This is a genomic window from Citrobacter sp. CK191 (genome assembly GCF_030333435.1).
GTDB lineage: Bacteria > Pseudomonadota > Gammaproteobacteria > Enterobacterales > Enterobacteriaceae > Citrobacter_B > Citrobacter_B koseri.
The window spans coordinates 967,876-986,016 of the sequence record NZ_JAOWFX010000031.1; the positions used below are offsets into that span (position 1 = coordinate 967,876).

Below are 18,141 nucleotides of genomic sequence, written 5' to 3' on the forward strand. Positions count from 1 at the left end.
CGAAACGTCGCGCTTCTGACTACAATAGCCGCCATTTTGCTGTTATTGGATGATATTAACCGTATGCGCCAGCAACCTCATCACCTTGAACTGTTAAGTCCGGCACGCGATACCGCCATTGCTCGTGAAGCGATCTTACATGGCGCCGATGCTGTTTACATCGGCGGGCCTGGCTTCGGCGCGCGGCATAATGCCAGTAACAGCCTGAAAGATATCGCGGAACTGGTGCCTTTTGCGCATCGCTATGGCGCGAAGATCTTTGTGACGTTAAACACCATTCTGCATGATGATGAGCTTGAGCCCGCGCAACGGCTGATTACCGATCTGTACCAGACCGGCGTCGATGCGCTGATTGTGCAGGATATGGGCATCCTGGAACTGGACATTCCTCCCATTGAACTGCATGCCAGTACGCAGTGTGATATCCGCAGCGTTGAAAAGGCGAAATTCCTTGCCGACGTCGGTTTCACCCAGATTGTGCTGGCGCGCGAACTGAGTCTGAGCCAGATCCAGGCGATTCATCAGGCCACCGACGCTACTATTGAGTTTTTCATCCACGGCGCGCTGTGCGTGGCTTATTCCGGGCAGTGCTATATCTCTCATGCGCAGACCGGTCGCAGCGCTAACCGTGGCTACTGCTCCCAGGCCTGTCGCCTGCCGTACACCTTAAAAGACGATCAGGGGCGGGTGGTCTCGTACGAAAAACACCTGTTGTCGATGAAAGATAATGACCAGACGGCCAATCTGGGCGCGTTGATCGATGCCGGCGTGCGCTCCTTCAAAATTGAAGGGCGCTACAAAGACATGAGCTATGTGAAGAACATCACGGCGCACTATCGCCAGATGCTGGATGCGATTATCGAGGAGCGTGGCGACCTGGCGCGGGCTTCCGCCGGTCGTACTGAGCACTTTTTTATTCCTTCTACGGATAAAACCTTCCATCGCGGCAGTACCGACTATTTTGTTAACGCCCGTAAAGGGGATATCGGCGCGTTCGATTCGCCAAAATTTATCGGTTTGCCGGTAGGCGAAGTCGTCAAAGTGGCAAAAGATCACCTGGACGTTGAGGTGACGGAACCGTTATCCAACGGCGATGGCCTGAATGTGCTGATCAAACGTGAAGTAGTGGGGTTTCGCGCCAATACGGTGGAAAAGACGGGGCAGAACCGTTATCGCGTCTGGCCGAATGAAATGCCGTCCGACCTGCATAAAGTGCGCCCGCATCATCCGCTGAACCGTAATCTCGACCACAACTGGCAGCAGGCGTTAACCAAAACCTCCAGCGAACGCCGGGTGGCGGTGGATATCGCGTTAGGCGGCTGGCAGGAACAGCTAATTCTGACGCTGACCAGCGAAGAGGGCGTGAGCGTCACCCATACGCTGGAGGGGCAGTTTGACGAGGCGAACAACGCCGAAAAAGCGTTGAACAACCTGAAAGAAGGCGTGGCGAAGCTGGGACAGACGATGTACTACGCGCGTAACGTCGAGGTTAATCTCCCTGGCGCACTGTTCGTGCCGAACAGTTTACTCAACCAGTTCCGTCGCGAAGCGGCAGAGATGCTGGATGCGGCGCGTCTGGCGAACTATCAACGCGGCAGCCGTAAGCCGGTGGCGCAACCAGCCCCGGTCTACCCGGAAACGCATTTGAGCTTCCTGGCTAACGTCTACAATCACAAAGCGCGCGCGTTTTATCATCGCTACGGCGTCCAGCTGATCGACGCGGCGTATGAGGCGCACCAGGAGAAGGGTGATGTACCGGTGATGATCACCAAACATTGTTTGCGCTTTGCCTTTAACCTGTGCCCGAAACAGGCGAAAGGGAATATCAAAAGCTGGAAAGCAACGCCGATGCAACTGGTACACGGCGACGAAGTATTGACGCTGAAGTTTGATTGCCGTCCGTGCGAAATGCACGTTATCGGCAAGATCAAAACTCATATTCTGAAAATGCCGTTGCCCGGCAGCGTTGTCGCCTCCGTAAGCCCGGAAGAACTGATGAAAACGCTGCCAAAACGTAAAAACTAAGTCAGCGGCTGGCCGGGAGCGCTGAGCGTCACCCGGCCACGCCTGATGTACCTTAAACCCCCTCTCACCATAGTTAACCTTCCCGCAAAACTGGAACCGGCTTTCCGGTTTTTGAGTGTTAATCAGCCAAAAGCCATTTCGGGGTGTATAACATTCAAAAAAAGAGAAAAGGTAAACAAAAATGTTTACCTTATGGTTATAATACATGGCAGGGAGGCGCGGTGAAGCAGAGCGAGTTCAGACGCTGGCTTGAATCTCAGGGAGTCGATGTAACAAATGGAACGAATCATTTGAAGTTGAGATATCACGACAAACGAAGCGTCATGCCCAGACATCCTGGTGATGAAATTAAAGACACCCTGCGTAAAGCAATACTAAAGCAGCTTGGTTTGAATTAATCATCAGATATATAAGGTTGATCACATGAGAGCGTTACCAGAAACTATGCGTTATCCCGTCAATCTCATTCCCGCAGAAGAAGGGGGTTATGTTGTGTCGTTCCCGGACATTCCAGAGGCGTTAACACAAGGTGACACCCGCCATGAGTCTCTCGAAGCCGCGCAGGGCGCATTAGTCACCGCCTTTGAATTTTATTTTGAAGATAACCAGCCAATTCCTTTACCTTCAATGGTTGATGAAGCTGATGATTATGTGGAGATTCCTCTAAGCATTGCGTCTAAAGTCCTTTTGTTGAATGCGTTCCTTGAATCAAAAATCACGCAGCAGGAGCTGGCGAGGCGCATTGGCAGACCCAAGCAGGAAATTACCCGACTATTCGACTTGAAACACGCAACGAAAATTGATGCTGTACAGATTGCGGCCAAAGCATTGGGTAAAGAGTTATCGCTGACTATGCTTTAGCTTTTCCGGTTGTTCCAGCAGGCATTACATATTGTGTGAAATAAAAAAACGATGAAGAAATATCAGCGACTGGCGGAACAAATTTGCGATCAAATCGCCTCCGGCGTGTGGCAGCCTGGCGATCGATTACCCTCCTTGCGTGAGCAGGTGGTCAGCAGCGGCATGAGCTTTATGACCGTAGGACACGCGTATCAGTTGCTGGAAAGCCAGGGGCGCATTATTGCGCGTCCGCAGTCGGGTTATTACGTGGCGGCGCGCCCGGTGCGCCAGCCTGCGATGCCGCCTGTGCAGGTAATGCGCGATGAAGCCGTTGATATTAATACCTATATTTTCGAAATGTTGCAGGCCAGCCGGGATGCGTCGGTGATGCCGTTCGCCTCAGCCTTTCCAGACCCGCGTCTGTTTCCGTTGCAGCAGCTTAACCGTTCCCTGGCGCAGGTCAGTAAAACCGCCACGGCCATGAGCGTGATTGAGAACCTGCCGCCGGGGAACAGCGAGCTGCGGCATGCCATCGCCCGACGCTATGCGCAGCAGGGAATTACCGTCTCTCCTGATGAAATCGTCATTACCGCCGGGGCGCTGGAAGCCCTGAACCTCAGCCTTCAGGCGGTTACCGAACCGGGCGACTGGGTTATTGTGGAGAATCCCTGCTTTTATGGCGCGTTACAGGCGCTGGAGCGACTCCGCCTGAAAGCGCTTTCGGTCGCCACGGATGTAAAAGAGGGGATCGATTTAGCGGCGCTGGAACAGGCATTACAGGAGTATCCGGTGAAGGCATGCTGGCTGATGACCAATAGCCAAAACCCGCTCGGCTTCACCCTTAGCCCGGAGAAAAAAGCGCGGCTGGTCGCGTTACTGGATCAATACAACGTCGTGCTGATTGAAGATGACGTGTACAGCGAGCTCTATTTTGGCCGCGACAAACCGCTGCCTGCCAAAGCCTGGGATCGCCGCGACAAAATATTGCATTGCTCGTCATTCTCGAAATGTCTGGTTCCCGGTTTTCGTATTGGTTGGGTTGCAGCGGGAAAGTACGCCAGACAAATTCAGCGGCTACAGCTGATGAGTACGTTATCCACCAGTTCACCGATGCAGCTTGCTCTGGTCGATTACCTTTCGACACGCCGCTATGACGCGCATTTGCGTCGTCTGCGCCGCCAGTTGGCCGAGCGAAAACAGCAGGCCTGGCAAACGCTGCTGCGTCATCTGCCCGCTGAGGTGAAGATTCACCACAATGACAGCGGCTATTTTCTCTGGCTGGAACTGCCCGAATCTCTTGATGCCGGGGAACTCAGTGCGCAGGCTCTGGCGCATCAGATCAGTATCGCCCCCGGTAAAATGTTTTCGACCTCTGATACCTGGTCGCATTTTTTCCGGTTTAATACCGCATGGGGGTGGGGAGAAAGAGAGGAGCAGGCGGTATCTCAACTGGGGAAACTTATTCGCGATATGCTGAAATAAAATACGCGTTGCCATCTTTTGGTTTTAGTCAAAATAGAGAAAGCGTATCGATTATCAGGGCAGAACGTTATTTATCGCTGACTCGCCATAGGAAATATCAATACCCCCCCGTCTTTTCCATCCTCAGCCTAACTCCTTGTCTATACTCCGAAAGATGGAACATGCGCGCCGCGTGGAGCGGCGTAATGCGCGTCAGCTCACAACCTGATTAAATTTCCTTATCCCAACAGGTGCGCGGCAGACGCGCCGACTATTTTTAGGAAAGGACATATATTTACGGCAAGGCTGCCGCTCAATATTTTGCGACAGGAGTAAGATGTATGCCACATCAATTACTGATTAACGGCGAGCTGGTCAGCGGTGAAGGTGAAAAACAGCCCGTCTACAACCCGGCGACGGGCGAGGTGATTCTGGAGATTGCAGAGGCCTCGCCCGCACAGGTAGATGCCGCCGTTCGCGCCGCAGACCGGGCGTTCGCGGAATGGGGGCAAACCACGCCAAAAGCCAGAGCGGAGCTGCTGTTAACGCTGGCGGACGTGATTGAGGAAAATGCGCAGACATTCGCCGAACTGGAGTCGCAAAACTGCGGGAAGCCGCTGCATTGCGCGCTCAATGATGAGATCCCGGCGATTGTTGATGTATTTCGCTTCTTTGCCGGCGCCGCACGCTGTCTGAACGGCCTGGCGGCGGGGGAGTATCTGGAAGGGCATACCTCGATGATCCGCCGCGATCCGGTTGGGGTCGTCGCCTCGATCGCGCCGTGGAACTATCCGCTGATGATGGCGGCCTGGAAACTGGCGCCAGCACTGGCGGCGGGTAACTGTGTGGTGATAAAACCGTCTGAAATCACGCCGCTGACGGCATTGAAGCTGGCGGAGTTTGCGAAGGATATTTTCCCGCCAGGCGTGCTTAACGTGCTGTTCGGGCGGGGCAAGACGGTTGGCGATCCGCTCACCGGGCATGAAAAAGTACGGATGGTCTCCCTGACCGGCTCGATTGCGACGGGCGAGCACATTATTCAACATACCGCGCCCTCCATTAAGCGCACGCACATGGAATTAGGCGGTAAGGCTCCGGTGATTGTCTTTGATGATGCCGATCTGGATGCCGTTGTCGAAGGTGTGCGAACGTTCGGTTTCTACAATGCCGGGCAGGATTGTACGGCGGCCTGTCGTATCTATGCGCAAAAAGGGATCTATGACGCGCTGGTTGAGAAACTCGGCGCGGCGGTCGCCAGCCTGAAAACCGGTTCGCCAAACGACGAATCGACTGAGCTTGGGCCGCTCAGCTCGCAGGCGCACCTTGAGCGAGTGACAAAAGCGGTGGAAGAGGCGAAAGCGCTCGGACATATCAACGTGGTGACTGGCGGTCAGAAACTGGACGGCGCAGGATACTATTTTGCGCCAACGCTGCTGGCCGGCGCAAAACAGGAGGACGCCATCGTGCAGCGAGAAGTGTTCGGCCCGGTTGTCAGCATGACGGTGTTTGATGATGAAGAGCAGGTGCTGGCGTGGGCAAATGATACTCAGTACGGGCTGGCATCATCCGTCTGGACGAAAGATGTAGGGCGGGCGCATCGCCTGAGCGCGCGATTGCAATATGGCTGCACTTGGGTTAATACGCATTTCATGCTGGTGAGCGAGATGCCGCACGGTGGGCAAAAACGCTCGGGCTACGGCAAGGATATGTCACTTTATGGGCTGGAAGACTATACGGTTATCCGCCACATAATGGTTAAACATTAAGGATAATTTACCGTTCCGGCGCGGCATGGGAAGATCGTAAATCGATGGCAGAGAGGAGGAACGCTCTCTGCCAGTATGCGCAGCAAGCACTCAGTACATCAGGCAAACCAGCCGAATCTCAATGAGATAAGGCCAAAAAGTCCAATAGCAGCAAAGACATTTATCAGCACCACGGTTTTACTGGAAACATTCATTTTTGCCACCTTTCGTTATGACCCCTTTGTGTATAGTACGGGTTCAGACAATCCGCAATAAGACAAAATATGAACATGGTGAATGGTGCCGCTATTTCAGCGTTTTGCTGAATAGTACGGATAAAACTTGATGTACGTCAAAAAAAAGAGCATATTGCGCGCGTTTTTCCCCTCTGGTTCGGATGCCCGAAATGTCGCTCTACCAAAAAATGTTGGTTTTTTACGCAGTGATGGCGGCGATTGCCTGCCTGATTACCTGGTTTCTTTCCCACGATAAAAAACGTATCCGCTTTCTGAGCGCCGTTCTCGTGGGCGCAACCTGGCCGATGAGTCTGCCCGTCGCATTGTTATTTTCGTTGTTTTGATGAGATGAAGATTGCCGGATGGCGGGCGAGCGCCTTATCCGGCTTACGATGTTGCGTAGCGCCATCAGGCATTGAGCAGCGCCATCAGCCGTTTTTTGTCGGCGTCGGACACATCCTGCGGATGCTGATACCCCTTATTTTCATTTGCCCGGGTATAGAGCGCGACCAGCCAGTCATACACATAGCGACTGGCGGCATGTACCGGCTGTTCATCCAGTTGGGTGAGCCGGGCCATCGGTTGCAGGCGAGGCGCGCTGAAGATCGCCGATCCTTTCTGGAACCGGCTGGCGGGTCGGGCGTCCTCCGCCACATTTTCGTAGCCAAGCCAGGCGATAAAGTTACCGATCCCGGCATGCAGCTGCGCGCCGCAAACCTCTTCACGCTGCATAATCTGCTGTAACTGCTGAGGCACATTAAGCCGATAGCTGGCGGTAATCAGAATATCCACGACCAGCCTGAGCGTATGCGACTCCAGACCTAAACGACGGGCGTTGCTCTCATTTCGGCTCCACTGGCGCACATGGTTAATCCACATTTTGTGGGCCAGATACCCTGTCTCTTTGTTTTCTGCCGGGCGGGGAGCGTCTGGCTCATCCGCAAACAGATCGATCTCTTCATTAAACAGGCCGCTGACCTGCTCCTCGCGCGGCTGCTGGATACGCAAAAGCGATTCAAAATGGTGTATCGGCGGCAGAAGCCCGTCGAGCAACTCGCCATGCCGGGCGGCCTGCCCCTGAAGCTGGCGAATAACGGATTCCGTCGCCTTACTGCCGCTGTCTTCCGGGGTGATATGGCTCAACAGCAGGTCATGAAGCCGTTGTTGATGCTGCTCACACAGGGAGGCCAGCCGCGCCTGACGCTGTAACGGCGACGTCGCCTGCGACAGCCATTCCACCAGACGCTGCAAGCTGTGTTTATCCAGCGCCTGAAGGGTGCCCCAGTGAAGGCCGGGTTTCCCCATTAACTGCTGCACGGCTTCATCAAGATTCTGCTGCGTTGTGAAACGCGCATCCTGCGGCGTAATGGCCCAGACCACGCCCGGTAGCGCGGCGTCGCGCAGCGGTTGTGTATCGTTCACCCAGCCCAGCAGCGTGCGGGCGGCAGCGGGCGTCTGTGACCGGGCAGAGGTGGCATTGCAAATGACCAGCACATCGGGCTGCAAATGTTGGCGATAATGTTCCAGCATCCAGCCGAGTTTTGCCCGCCAGAGTGGATGCGGGTGCGCATCCGGCGCCAGCGGAATATCCAGCAGATCGACATTATCCAGCGCCGTGTTTTCAACGCTAAGCACCAGTTCACGTGTCAGCAAAGCCAGTGAATCCAGAGAGAGGCTCACCGCATTGAGTAACTGATGGTGCTCAACAGGATGTACAACGACGTCGCTCTGCGCGTCGTTGCCGGATAACGCGCCCTGGGTCAGAAAACTTTCTGCCGGAAGGCCGAAATGATCGACCAGCAGACTCAACGGCGCCGCTAACTCCTGCGCATGGCCGGTCTGTTGCAGCGTACGCGCCAGCGTTAGCCACTGCTGCGTTAATTCAGGCTGTTCGCCCCAGAGTAATGCCCAGGCGCTGGCGCGGGTCGTCAGATCCACCGAGGGCAGCAGGGAGGCGAACTGATGCCAGAGCGCATCGTCGATTTGCTGTTGCCCGACAGGAACGCAGGCGCGCCAGAAACGGGCAATGGCGGCGACATCCTCTGCGGTCACGCCCTGAACCGGCTGACGCTGACGCAGCGCCTGCCACTTTTCTAACCGTGTCTCAATAATGGATTTTTCGACCTGCCGGTTATCGGGCGAGGCGCTGGCCCAGGCGATAAACAGTTGTACCAGTTCAGCTTCACTGATGAGCCGCAGACGCAGCGGCCATTCGCTATCAACCGCCGCGCTTTCATCCTGCGTAAAACGGATCGCCATATTGGCTGGCGCATGGCCTGGGTTGATATGGGTAAAATAGTCAAAGCAGCGATCCGGCGTGGCGATGTTCAGTTTTCCCTCGCCGTTACCGCACAGCGCGCCAAGCAGATGCGCTTTTGAGGATTGTGAATGGCCATACAGACCGATGCTGCCTCTTGCCTGTTGCGCGGCATTCAGCGCCGATTCACCGGCAGCGGCGAGTGTGAGCTGCGCCAGCAGGGCGTCCGCTTCATCATCCAGGCGTACTGCGTGCTGACGTGTATGGTTAACCCACGCAATGGCGGCCTGTGTGGTGTTTAACGTCTTGCTCATTTCAGGTACACGCTCCCGCTGTCGATCCAGTAGTGGCTGCCGCTATGACGACGGTCGGCCAGGGTATTCAGTTTTAAGGTCAGGGCATTCGCGGCGACGGGCGTTCCATCCTGTAGCCAGGCGTCACTCAGCACAAACGATTCCGGCCCCGTCTCTTTGTTCCCGCCGCGCAGTTGCAGCCGGACATTGAGAACGCCATCACCGGCGATGGTTTTCGCCAGCTCTGCTGAGTTAATGCTCAGGGTATAGAGTGGGGTCGCGGGCCAGCGGCTGTTCGCCAGTTGGCGGAAACCGAGCGTCACATTGCCGCGAAGCGGGAAGTGCAGACGGGTATCCAGCTTCGCGCCGGGTTTATCGAGGTCGATCTCCTGATACCAGACGTTTTCATCACGCAAGGTATTGACCGTGTTATCCAGAACGCCGAGATAGCGTACGGTGGAATAGGCGCCGATATCGGCGGCTTTAAAGTTAAAGCGCGGTAGCCGTAAATCCAGCGCCAGGCTGCACAGCATCGCCCCCACGGCGGCGGTTGATTTCGGGTTGCCAATCCGCCCCTGTTGGCTGAAGGGATACCATTCATGGACGCGATACTTGTCCATCCAGACGATGCGGTTAACGGGAACCGGCTGTAAATGGCGGATCAGCGCCTGCACGCCGGGCAGGCAGGTTGGTCTGCCCGTCACCAGCAGAATGTCGCAGCGGTAATGAGAAATCGCTTCGCAAACGGCATGCAGCGGCGAGGTCAGGGTAAACTGACCGGCCAGTAGTGCTTCCTGTAAGTGGCTGAACTGCACCTGCAACGGTACGCTCAGCAGATCGAACGCCGGTGAGCCTGAAGGCAGCGCATGGTCGATCGCCTGCTGGATGTAATTCATCACGTTGCGTGTAGGGCGTTGAGTCAGCAGTTCGCCGAAGGTCGCGTGTAGACCCGCGAGCGAATCGTTAACATCGCTCTGTTCCCAGGCGGCCAGTACGGCGTGCCCCAGCGGCATAAACAGCTGTAGCGCCGTTTGTTGACGCAAAATCGCCTGCGTATCAATGCGGCCTGAATCTCCAAACAGCGTTGCCAGCAGGGCGGCGGCATCCGTCACGCCGGCCTGCTGCAAGCGAGTTTGCAGCGCAGGCAATATGCATTTCTGGATGACGTCCAGCAGCATGTCATCGCCCGCGACTTTAAACCCTTCACGGAACAGTAAGTGCGGGGTGATCTTGACGTTCGCGCCGACGCCGTCATCAAGCTGGTAGTGAACGACTGCCATATCCGTCGTGCCGCCGCCAATGTCGATAGACGCCACGCGTAGCGCCCGACCTTTGGTTTCGCCCGGTTCCGGCAAACGGTCCGGGCGAGCCAGGGCGTTGAAGAACGTCTCCGTGCGCCCGGCGTAATGGGAAATCGCTTCGTTATACAGCCATACCAGCTGTCCGCAGCTGGCTTCATCCCATTCCATCTGAATGTCCGGCACCGGAACAACGCTCTTTTCCTGCTGTTTGCGGGAGGAAAAATCCTCATCCTGCGGATGCCAGCCCATCGCTTTCCATACCAGTGCGATGGCTTCGAACATACGCTGGCGGAAAATTTCGCGTTCCTGTTTCGGCATTGCCGATGGCAGGGTCAGAATCAGCGTGCGCAACTGACGCGGCGACGCCGGAAAACCGAGGCGTAACCGCGTCGCCACGCTGTTCATTTGCCCCAGCGCCTGCGACAGAATTTCGCACAGCATGTGCGTCATCAGCGTGCTGCGGCTGTACTGCGGCGAAAAGACCGGCAACCGGTCATCAGGCGGCAGGCTGAATAACGGTTGTCCGTCGTCATTCATCAGATTCATCAGCGGGAAGGCGGTGGCGAGCGGTTCTCGCTGCGTTTTGCTGTTCATCTGGCTGAAGCGCCAGTCCTGTAAAACCGGGGTTTCGTCCCACAAATAACGACGCGGGCTGGAGATCCCGCTGCTGCCTTCCGTTCCCAGACGCTGCATAGCCAGTTTGCGGGCTTCGTCGCCCACGCGCACAATCGATGGCCAGATAAAGGCGTCGTCACGGCCGCTTTCAACCGAAAAATGCTGTTTGCCGAAACGCGCTTCGGAGAACTCCAGTCGGCTGGTGAACAGCGGATCGTTAAGACATTGCGGCTCACTTAAGGAGCGTACCTGTAATTCCGCCGTCTGGCGTAAACCGTCATTGGCGTCGCCGTGATCTTCAATCAATACGCCGCAGGTATGGGTATTGCCGACGTCCAGAATCAGATCCACCGGAATCGCAGGCGTGCTGAGCGTGTGGGTGACCAGCTTCACTTCTGGTACGGAAAGCTGTTCCCCCAGTAACGTCATCAGATTCAACCAGTGCGCCTGGTACTCAAAGTTACGCAGCGCCTGCTGAATCTCCTGCTCGGAGCGGTTCTCCTCCTGGGCGACGTGGTGAAGGAAGGATTCGCGCAGCCAGCCGTCAATCCACGTCTGGTCAAGAAAATCGGCAATTTCATCATCGCGCCAGGCCAGCGCGAACCGCGTGCCATTGAGCAGGTCGTTTTCGTTAGGCGCCAGCGCCGCCGGCGCGTTCTCGCTCAACTGGCTGTCCAGCGCCACGGTAATGCGGTGCGTATGGCCCGCGCTGTCGGGTTCAGGCAGCTTACGCACCTGTACGCGCGCCCAGTTGTCGGGGCCTTCCACAAACGTACGGGGAGGGTTAAAGCGCAGGAAAGGGAGCGGCAACCAGACGCCATCCAGCACATCCAGCGAATAGTGCAACATCTGGGTGCTTTCCGGTTTGACCACTTCAGGTTGCCCCCCCGTGCGCCCCGGTACCGTATAGCGCCCGTTGGTCAGATCAAAGTCGAGCCGGAGCAGGGGGCCGTTCGCCGTTTTACGCACGAAACGACCAAGATGGGCAGACTCCTGCGGCGTCAGGCCGAAGTCGAGGAATTGTACGCCGCTGTTTGCGATGAGCGTTACGCTCTGTTTGTAATCACACAGATTCACCAACATAAAATCAGGCACCTATCTTTTTGATCGTCAACGGGACTTCCGCATGGGCGTCATAACGCGCTGAGCAAGCTGCAACGTCATTCGTGCTGGCTTTACAGGTGATTTCCGGCATCGGGTAGCGCGAACCATCGGTGCAACGTGCGTGACCACGGCTCTTGATCATCAGCTCTCCGGTCTGATGCAGGCCGGAGAAAATGTCCGCCCGGCAGACGATGTTGTCGCCGTGTACCACCCGGGCGGTGCCTTTGTTGTTCTGGATCTGGTAACGCAGCGAAGGCGCTTTTCCGCTGACCGGATCTTTAACGTCAATCAGTACGCGCCAGTTTCCATTCAAAAAGCGCGTGACTCCCGCTTTCATCTGACCGGCATCCATCACCAGCGCATCTTTGGGGATGGCGGCGATCACCACCGGTTCATCTGCGGGCTTCGCTTTTTTCACCGGCGGAATTACTTCCGCCTGATGCAGCGGCAGTTGAGCAATCATCTTCGGCAACGGTTTACTGTCCACTTTCGCGGCGACAACCGGCGTACTGACCGTCGTGGCTTCGGCGGCGGGGGCAGACGGTTTCCATAACAGCGGCGCCGCAACGGCGGCGACAATCACGGCGGCAACCGGCAGGCTCCATAGCGGCAGACGCGAAGAGGGCTTCACGGGAGCGGTTGGAGATGGCGAAGGCGCCTGCGGTTCGCTGACAACAACAGGGGCGACCGGTTCAGTTTCGGGTTCCTGGGGGCTTTCAATTATCACCGGCGTCAGTAAGGGCTCATCGGAACGGGCAAACGTCACCTCTGGCAACGGCTCATCTTCCACCTCCTGCTCGGGTTCAGCGGCAGGCGGCAGTACGGGCGGAACATCAATGGCGCGCAGGCAGTCAAGCACGTCCTCACGGGTGTTTTCATTAAGATTCACAAACCCCCAGAAGGTGATGACCGGTTTGCCATCAACCAGAAAAACGTGGTTTTCCCCAGGGAACTGAACCGCTTTTTCCAGCAGGGAACCGAACAGCTGCAACGAAGTTTTCCCGGATTGCAGACTTTTGCGGCTCAGCGCCGCCGCGTTTTCCAGCGTGCTGCTCAGGTAGCGCAGCGCCCGAAATCGCGCTTCTTCCTCTGCGGCCTTCCATGCGATGGCTTTTCCCTCGACCGGGGAATACCAGTCGACGCGATCGCCGCTGTCATTAATTTGCGGGATCGCCAGACAATCCACCATTGCCTGCTGTTTACGCAGACGAAGCGTTTCACGAATTTGCAATGCGGAATCAAATACGGCCTGACCGCCGCCGCCCACGGCCTGATAGTCGTCCAGATTGCCGCTACGTAAGAGAGTTTTTGCCACGTTGTTGTCCCTTAGACTTCTTCACGCATCTACTTTACGGATTACAAAGACAAGCAAACGGCGGAAGAGAGGCAAAAAGGGGCTAATTTTCATGGCATAGCGCCGGGGGAAAAATCTTGACGTTTTCAAAAAGACTTAAGGGAAATTATTTCACGCCGCAGGACGCATTCATTAGCGAAAAATACCAGAACGGAATAACCTGAGAGTGATTCGTTATTTGTCAGCTTTTGTAAGCTATGCTCATATGACTCTCTTTATAATCAAATGAAAAGGCTTATAACGATGTCTACAGGGAAAACGTTGCTCGCGCTGGCGCTCAGCGCACTTTTACCGGCAGGGGCGGCATTTGCGGCCAATACCGATACCATCATCTACTGTTCTGAAGCCTCACCCGAATCGTTTAACCCGCAAATCGCCAGTTCCGGCCCGTCATTCGTGGCCAGTTCGCAGGTGCTGTACAACCGACTGATCAATTTCGATCCGGTAAAAAATACGCCGGTGCCGTCGCTGGCGACCGACTGGACGATTTCCCCGGACGGGAAAACATACACGTTTACGCTGCGTCAGGGTGTGAAATTCAACAGCAATAAATTCTTTAAACCGACGCGCGATTTTAATGCCGATGACGTTATTTTCTCGGTGCTGCGCCAGAAGGATGCAGATCATCCGTACCATAATGTGTCGCAGGGCAGCTACGAATACTTCAATGATGTCGGCCTCGATAAGTTGATTAAAGAGGTGAAAAAGGTCGACGATTATCACGTCCAGTTTGTGCTGAACGAACCCAATGCGGCATTCCTCGCTGACTGGGGCATGGATTTCGCCTCCATTCTCTCCGCAGAGTATGCCGATGCGATGCTGAAAAAAGGCACACCGGAAAACGTCGATAACTGGCCTGTCGGCACTGGCCCTTACGTACTGCAACACTACAAGCAGGATTCACAGATTCGCTACCTGGCGAACCCGAACTACTGGGATGGCGAAGTGCCGACCAGACATCTTATTTTCTCGATTACGCCTAACGCCCAGACGCGCCTGGCAAAACTGCAAACCAACGAGTGCCAGATTATTCCGGCGCCATCCCCCGTACAGTTTGACGAGATTAAAAAGAATAACGCGTTAACGCTGCATTCGGTCGATGCGCTGAACGTCGGCTATCTGGCCTTTAATACCGAGAAAAAACCGTTTGATAACGTACTGGTGCGCCAGGCGTTAAATTACGCCACTGATAAAAAAGCCATTATCAACGCGGTGTTCCTCGGTTCCGGTACGGTGGCGAAATCGCCCATCCCGCCAAATATGATGGGCTTTAATAACAACCTGAAGGATTACGACTACGATCCGCAAAAAGCCAAAGATTTGCTGAAACAGGCGGGGCTGGAGAAGGGGTTTGAGGCAACGCTCTGGTCGATGCCGGTGCAACGCCCTTATAACCCCAATTCACGGCGCATTGCGGAAATGATCCAGAGCGACTGGGCAAAAGTCGGCGTGACGGCAAAAATCGTCTCTTACGAATGGGGAGAGTATCTGTCCGGGATGCGTAAAGGTGAGCACGATACCGCGCTGTTCGGCTGGATGTCTGACAATGGCGATCCAGATAACTTTGCCGATGTGCTGCTGGGCTGCAACAGCATAAAAACCGGCTCAAATGCCGCGCGCTGGTGCGATAAAGGGTATGATGATCTCGTCCAGAAAGCGAAACGGGTGAGCAAGCCGGAAGAACGTGCGCAGCTCTACCAGCAGGCGCAGGACATTTTCTATCAGCAAGCGCCGTGGATCGCGCTGGCAAACGGCAAAACGTTCTACGCCACACGCAGCAACGTAACCGGATACAGCGTAAGCCTGATGGGCAGTGATTTTTCAAAAGCTAAATTGAATTGATGGTTTAAGGAGAGTTTATGTCGCACCTGGAAGAGGTCACTGCGCGCGTAGATGCCGCTATCGAAGAGAGCGTCATTACCCATATGAACGAACTGCTGATCGCGCTGAGCGATGACGCCGAACTGAGCCGGGAAGATCGTTACACCCAGCAACAGCGGCTACGGACGGCGATTGCGCATCACGGTCGTCAGTACAAGGAAGATATGGAAGCGCGTCGCGAACAGCTTACCAAAGGTGGTAGCATTCTCTGACGTTGATAAGCACGGCCTGTGAGGGATGTACAGGCCGGATAAGGCGTTTACGCCGCGACGCCGCCATCCGGCGAAGCGGCAGTTAAAACTGGCGTCTGGCGACCAGCCACGCGCCGATCACCAACAACACCGCGCCGCAAACCGGGCCTGCCAGCGCACGTAACGGCACGCCATGACTTCTCAAAATGTCCAATACCAGGCCGCCAATAAGCTGGCTGGCGACCAGAACCGCGATAGTCGTCGCTGCGCCAACGTACTGATACCCGCTAATACTGGCGAAAACAAAAAACGATCCGAGCAAACCGGGAATCAACGTCCACCAGCGCACGCTGGAAGCCAGCTCGCTAAACCCCGCCGCGCCTTGTTTAAACCACAAAATGCTGACAAACAGGACAATCCCGACCAGCGAATTCAGCAGCATGGCGATGAGAATCGTTGACGAGTTCTGTGTGATGCGCACCATAAGCGTGTTTTGCACAACCAGCCCAATACCGGCGGCAATCAGAAAGGCGAGGGTCAGCGTCTGGTTCATCCGCGCGCATCCGGGTCGCAGCGATCGTCAAGCTGAAGCTGCATAAACGTCAGATCCAGCCAGCGGCCGAATTTGGTGCCAACCTGCGGCATTTGGGCGGTAATGCGGAACCCCAGCGTTTCGTGCAGATGCAGCGATGCCTGGTTTTGCGACTCGATTCCGGCGACCATCACATGCTTGCCGCATGCGCGCGCTTCCTCGATCAGACGGCTGAGAAGCGCCCGTCCGAGGCCTTTCCCCTGATGATCCGGGTGGACATATACGGAATGTTCGACCGTATGGCGGAAACCGTCAAAGTTACGCCAGTCGCCAAAGGAGGCGTACCCGGTGACGACGCCATTCTCTTCACTGACCAGAACCGGATAGCCTGATAGCTGACGCGCATCAAACCATGCGATGCGGTTATCCACATCGACCGTTTGATCGTTCCAGATTGCCGCCGTGTGCAATACCGCGTGATTGTAGATTTCGGCGATGGCGGCGCAGTCTTCTTTGCCAGCAAATCGAATAGACATGTTGAACCTCAGTTGTTGTTCACTATAGTATTACGATATGAATACTATCGAAGACAGCATAAATCAACGGATCAGTGCAAGAATTCGCATTGAGCGTGAATCGCGGGGCTGGTCGCTGACGGAGCTTGCCGAGCGGGCAGGCGTATCGCGCGCCATGATCCACAAAATCGAACGCGGAGAGAGCAGCCCGACGGCCACGCTGCTGGGGCGGCTTTCCGGGGCGTTTGGCATCAGCATGTCGACGCTGATCGCGCGGGCAGAAATGCAGGAGGGCAAGCTGCTGCGTTTTGCCGATCAACCCGTCTGGCACGACCCGCAGACGCACTACCTGCGCCGCCACGTTTCACCGCGCAGCGACCTGCCCATCGATCTCGTACAAATCTCGCTTCCGGCGGGGAGTGACGTACCGATGCCTGCGGCATCCTACGCGCTGGCAAGACAGCTTATCTGGCTACAGCAGGGAGAGCTGGTCTTTGTCGAAGGCGGGGTTCGCCATGAGATGAAAGCGGGCGACTGCCTGGAGCTGGGGCCGCCAAACGACTGCCGTTTTATCAATGAGACGCAGGAAACATGCGTTTACCTGGTTGTGCGCTTAAACCACGCGGGTAATTAATGTTCGGCTACTATTGAGGGATTCATGCCACAAGCAGAGGAGAACATCATGGGCCAACAAGCATACCGTAATCGTCGTTGGGTTCTGGCTTCGCGCCCGCATGGCGCGCCGGTTGAGAGCAACTTCCGCATGGAAGAGGACGACGTGGCGACGCCCGGTGAAGGGCAAGTGCTGTTACGTACAATTTTCCTGTCCCTCGATCCCTACATGCGCGGAAGAATGAGCGACGAACCGTCCTACTCACCGCCAGTGGAGATCGACGGCGTGATGGTTGGCGGAACGGTCAGCCGGGTCGTGGAGTCCAGTCACCCTGATTACCATCCGGGAGAATGGGTATTAAGTTACAGCGGCTGGCAGGATTATGATATTTCCGACGGGAAAGGGCTGGTGAAACTCGGTGACAACCCTGAGCATCCGTCATGGGCGCTGGGCGTGCTGGGGATGCCGGGCTTTACCGCCTATATGGGACTGCTGGATATCGGCCAGCCCAAAGCAGGGGAAACGCTGGTCGTTGCTGCCGCCACCGGGCCGGTCGGCGCAACCGTCGGGCAAATAGGCAAACTGAAGGGCTGTCATGTGGTGGGTGTCGCAGGCGGCGCAGAAAAATGCCGCTACGCGACCGAGATTCTCGGTTTTGACATATGCCTCGATCACCACGCGGCGGATTTTGCGGAACAACTGGCGAAAGCCTGCCCGCAGGGAATTGATGTGTATTATGAAAATGTCGGCGGCAAAGTGTTTGATGCGGTTCTGCCGCTGTTGAATACTTCGGCACGTATCCCGTTGTGTGGTCTGGTGAGCGGGTATAACGCCACAAAACTCCCCGATGGACCTGACCGGCTGCCACTATTAATGGCGACGCTGTTAAAAAAACGCATCCGCCTGCAAGGGTTTATTATTGGTCAGGACTACGGGCACCGGATTCATGAGTTTCAGCAGGAGATGGGGCGCTGGGTCAAAGAAGGGAAGATCCACTACCGCGAACAGATCACCGACGGACTGGAAAAAGCGCCGGGGGCGTTTATCGGTCTGCTGACCGGGAAGAACTTCGGCAAGGTCGTGATTCGCCTGGCGGATGATGCCTGAGAATTGACGCTGCATGACATTAAAAAATAGCGGGGCGATTCCCCGCTATTTTTTTTAGCTTTTTTAGCTCT

General features: G+C 55.7%; 16 protein-coding genes. 10 read left to right on the top strand and 6 right to left on the bottom strand.

Features of this window, described 5'->3' with window-relative positions; translation table 11 throughout:
* Nucleotides 1-63 precede the first annotated feature (63 nt).
* The 5 genes from OGV82_RS16250 to patD all read left to right on the top strand — a co-directional run bounded on the left by OGV82_RS16250 (nt 64) and on the right by patD (nt 6,092).
* Nucleotides 64-2,025: a peptidase U32 family protein gene (locus OGV82_RS16250; protein WP_286462738.1), complete on the top strand. Its 1,962-nt coding sequence runs from the start codon at nt 64-66 to the stop codon at nt 2,023-2,025.
* A 221-nt stretch (nt 2,026-2,246) separates the two neighbouring features.
* Nucleotides 2,247-2,423, top strand: coding sequence for a type II toxin-antitoxin system HicA family toxin (locus OGV82_RS16255; protein ID WP_071818852.1), 177 nt, complete (start codon nt 2,247-2,249; stop codon nt 2,421-2,423).
* A gap of 46 nt (nt 2,424-2,469) precedes the next feature.
* Entirely contained in the window at nt 2,470-2,886 is a 417-nt protein-coding gene (locus tag OGV82_RS16260) for a type II toxin-antitoxin system HicB family antitoxin (protein ID WP_012132350.1), read from the top strand.
* Between the two features lie 51 nt (nt 2,887-2,937).
* A complete protein-coding gene (locus OGV82_RS16265; RefSeq protein ID WP_047463638.1) occupies nt 2,938-4,347 on the top strand; it encodes an aminotransferase-like domain-containing protein in 1,410 nt (469 codons plus the stop codon).
* A 320-nt stretch (nt 4,348-4,667) separates the two neighbouring features.
* Nucleotides 4,668-6,092 (top strand): aminobutyraldehyde dehydrogenase, encoded by a 1,425-nt coding sequence (gene patD, locus OGV82_RS16270; RefSeq protein WP_012132353.1) that lies wholly within the window; start codon nt 4,668-4,670, stop codon nt 6,090-6,092.
* Between the two features lie 98 nt (nt 6,093-6,190).
* Here the strand turns inward: patD and yncL are convergent, their stop codons facing one another.
* Nucleotides 6,191-6,286 carry a stress response membrane protein YncL gene (gene yncL, locus OGV82_RS16275; protein WP_071818853.1) on the bottom strand — a complete coding sequence of 32 codons (96 nt, stop codon included), beginning with the start codon at nt 6,284-6,286 and terminating at the stop codon, nt 6,191-6,193.
* Nucleotides 6,287-6,477: 191 nt separating this feature from the next.
* Between yncL and OGV82_RS16280 the strand changes: the two genes are divergently transcribed.
* Nucleotides 6,478-6,651, top strand: coding sequence for a GhoT/OrtT family toxin (locus tag OGV82_RS16280; RefSeq protein WP_047464087.1), 174 nt, complete (start codon nt 6,478-6,480; stop codon nt 6,649-6,651).
* Nucleotides 6,652-6,715: 64 nt separating this feature from the next.
* Here OGV82_RS16280 and OGV82_RS16285 read toward each other — a convergent pair whose 3' ends face one another.
* The 3 genes from OGV82_RS16285 to OGV82_RS16295 are packed head-to-tail and all read right to left on the bottom strand — an operon-like array spanning nt 6,716 to nt 13,192.
* Nucleotides 6,716-8,878, bottom strand: a complete 2,163-nt coding sequence (locus tag OGV82_RS16285) for a virulence factor SrfC family protein (RefSeq protein WP_047463640.1) — start codon at nt 8,876-8,878, stop codon at nt 6,716-6,718.
* A complete protein-coding gene (locus OGV82_RS16290) occupies nt 8,875-11,856 on the bottom strand; it encodes a virulence factor SrfB (RefSeq protein WP_047464089.1) in 2,982 nt (993 codons plus the stop codon). The genes OGV82_RS16285 and OGV82_RS16290 overlap by 4 nt, the downstream gene beginning before the upstream one ends.
* 4 nt (nt 11,857-11,860) lie before the next feature.
* A complete protein-coding gene (locus OGV82_RS16295) occupies nt 11,861-13,192 on the bottom strand; it encodes an SrfA family protein (RefSeq protein ID WP_047463642.1) in 1,332 nt (443 codons plus the stop codon).
* Nucleotides 13,193-13,474: 282 nt separating this feature from the next.
* On the opposite strand from OGV82_RS16295, the gene OGV82_RS16300 reads away from it, so the two are divergent.
* Both OGV82_RS16300 and OGV82_RS16305 read left to right on the top strand, forming a co-directional pair.
* Entirely contained in the window at nt 13,475-15,073 is a 1,599-nt protein-coding gene (locus tag OGV82_RS16300; RefSeq protein WP_024130321.1) for an ABC transporter substrate-binding protein, read from the top strand.
* A 17-nt stretch (nt 15,074-15,090) separates the two neighbouring features.
* Nucleotides 15,091-15,324 carry a YdcY family protein gene (locus OGV82_RS16305; protein WP_012132361.1) on the top strand — a complete coding sequence of 78 codons (234 nt, stop codon included), beginning with the start codon at nt 15,091-15,093 and terminating at the stop codon, nt 15,322-15,324.
* Between the two features lie 82 nt (nt 15,325-15,406).
* Here OGV82_RS16305 and OGV82_RS16310 read toward each other — a convergent pair whose 3' ends face one another.
* Nucleotides 15,407-15,856 (bottom strand): DMT family transporter, encoded by a 450-nt coding sequence (locus tag OGV82_RS16310; RefSeq protein WP_047463644.1) that lies wholly within the window; start codon nt 15,854-15,856, stop codon nt 15,407-15,409.
* Nucleotides 15,853-16,371: a GNAT family N-acetyltransferase gene (locus OGV82_RS16315; RefSeq protein ID WP_047463646.1), complete on the bottom strand. Its 519-nt coding sequence runs from the start codon at nt 16,369-16,371 to the stop codon at nt 15,853-15,855. Before OGV82_RS16315 ends, OGV82_RS16310 begins: the two co-directional genes overlap by 4 nt.
* 37 nt (nt 16,372-16,408) lie before the next feature.
* On the opposite strand from OGV82_RS16315, the gene OGV82_RS16320 reads away from it, so the two are divergent.
* Nucleotides 16,409-16,984 (top strand): helix-turn-helix domain-containing protein, encoded by a 576-nt coding sequence (locus OGV82_RS16320; RefSeq protein WP_012132365.1) that lies wholly within the window; start codon nt 16,409-16,411, stop codon nt 16,982-16,984.
* A gap of 48 nt (nt 16,985-17,032) precedes the next feature.
* Nucleotides 17,033-18,070 (top strand): NADPH-dependent curcumin/dihydrocurcumin reductase, encoded by a 1,038-nt coding sequence (gene curA / locus OGV82_RS16325; protein ID WP_024130322.1) that lies wholly within the window; start codon nt 17,033-17,035, stop codon nt 18,068-18,070.
* Nucleotides 18,071-18,141: the final 71 nt, after the last annotated feature.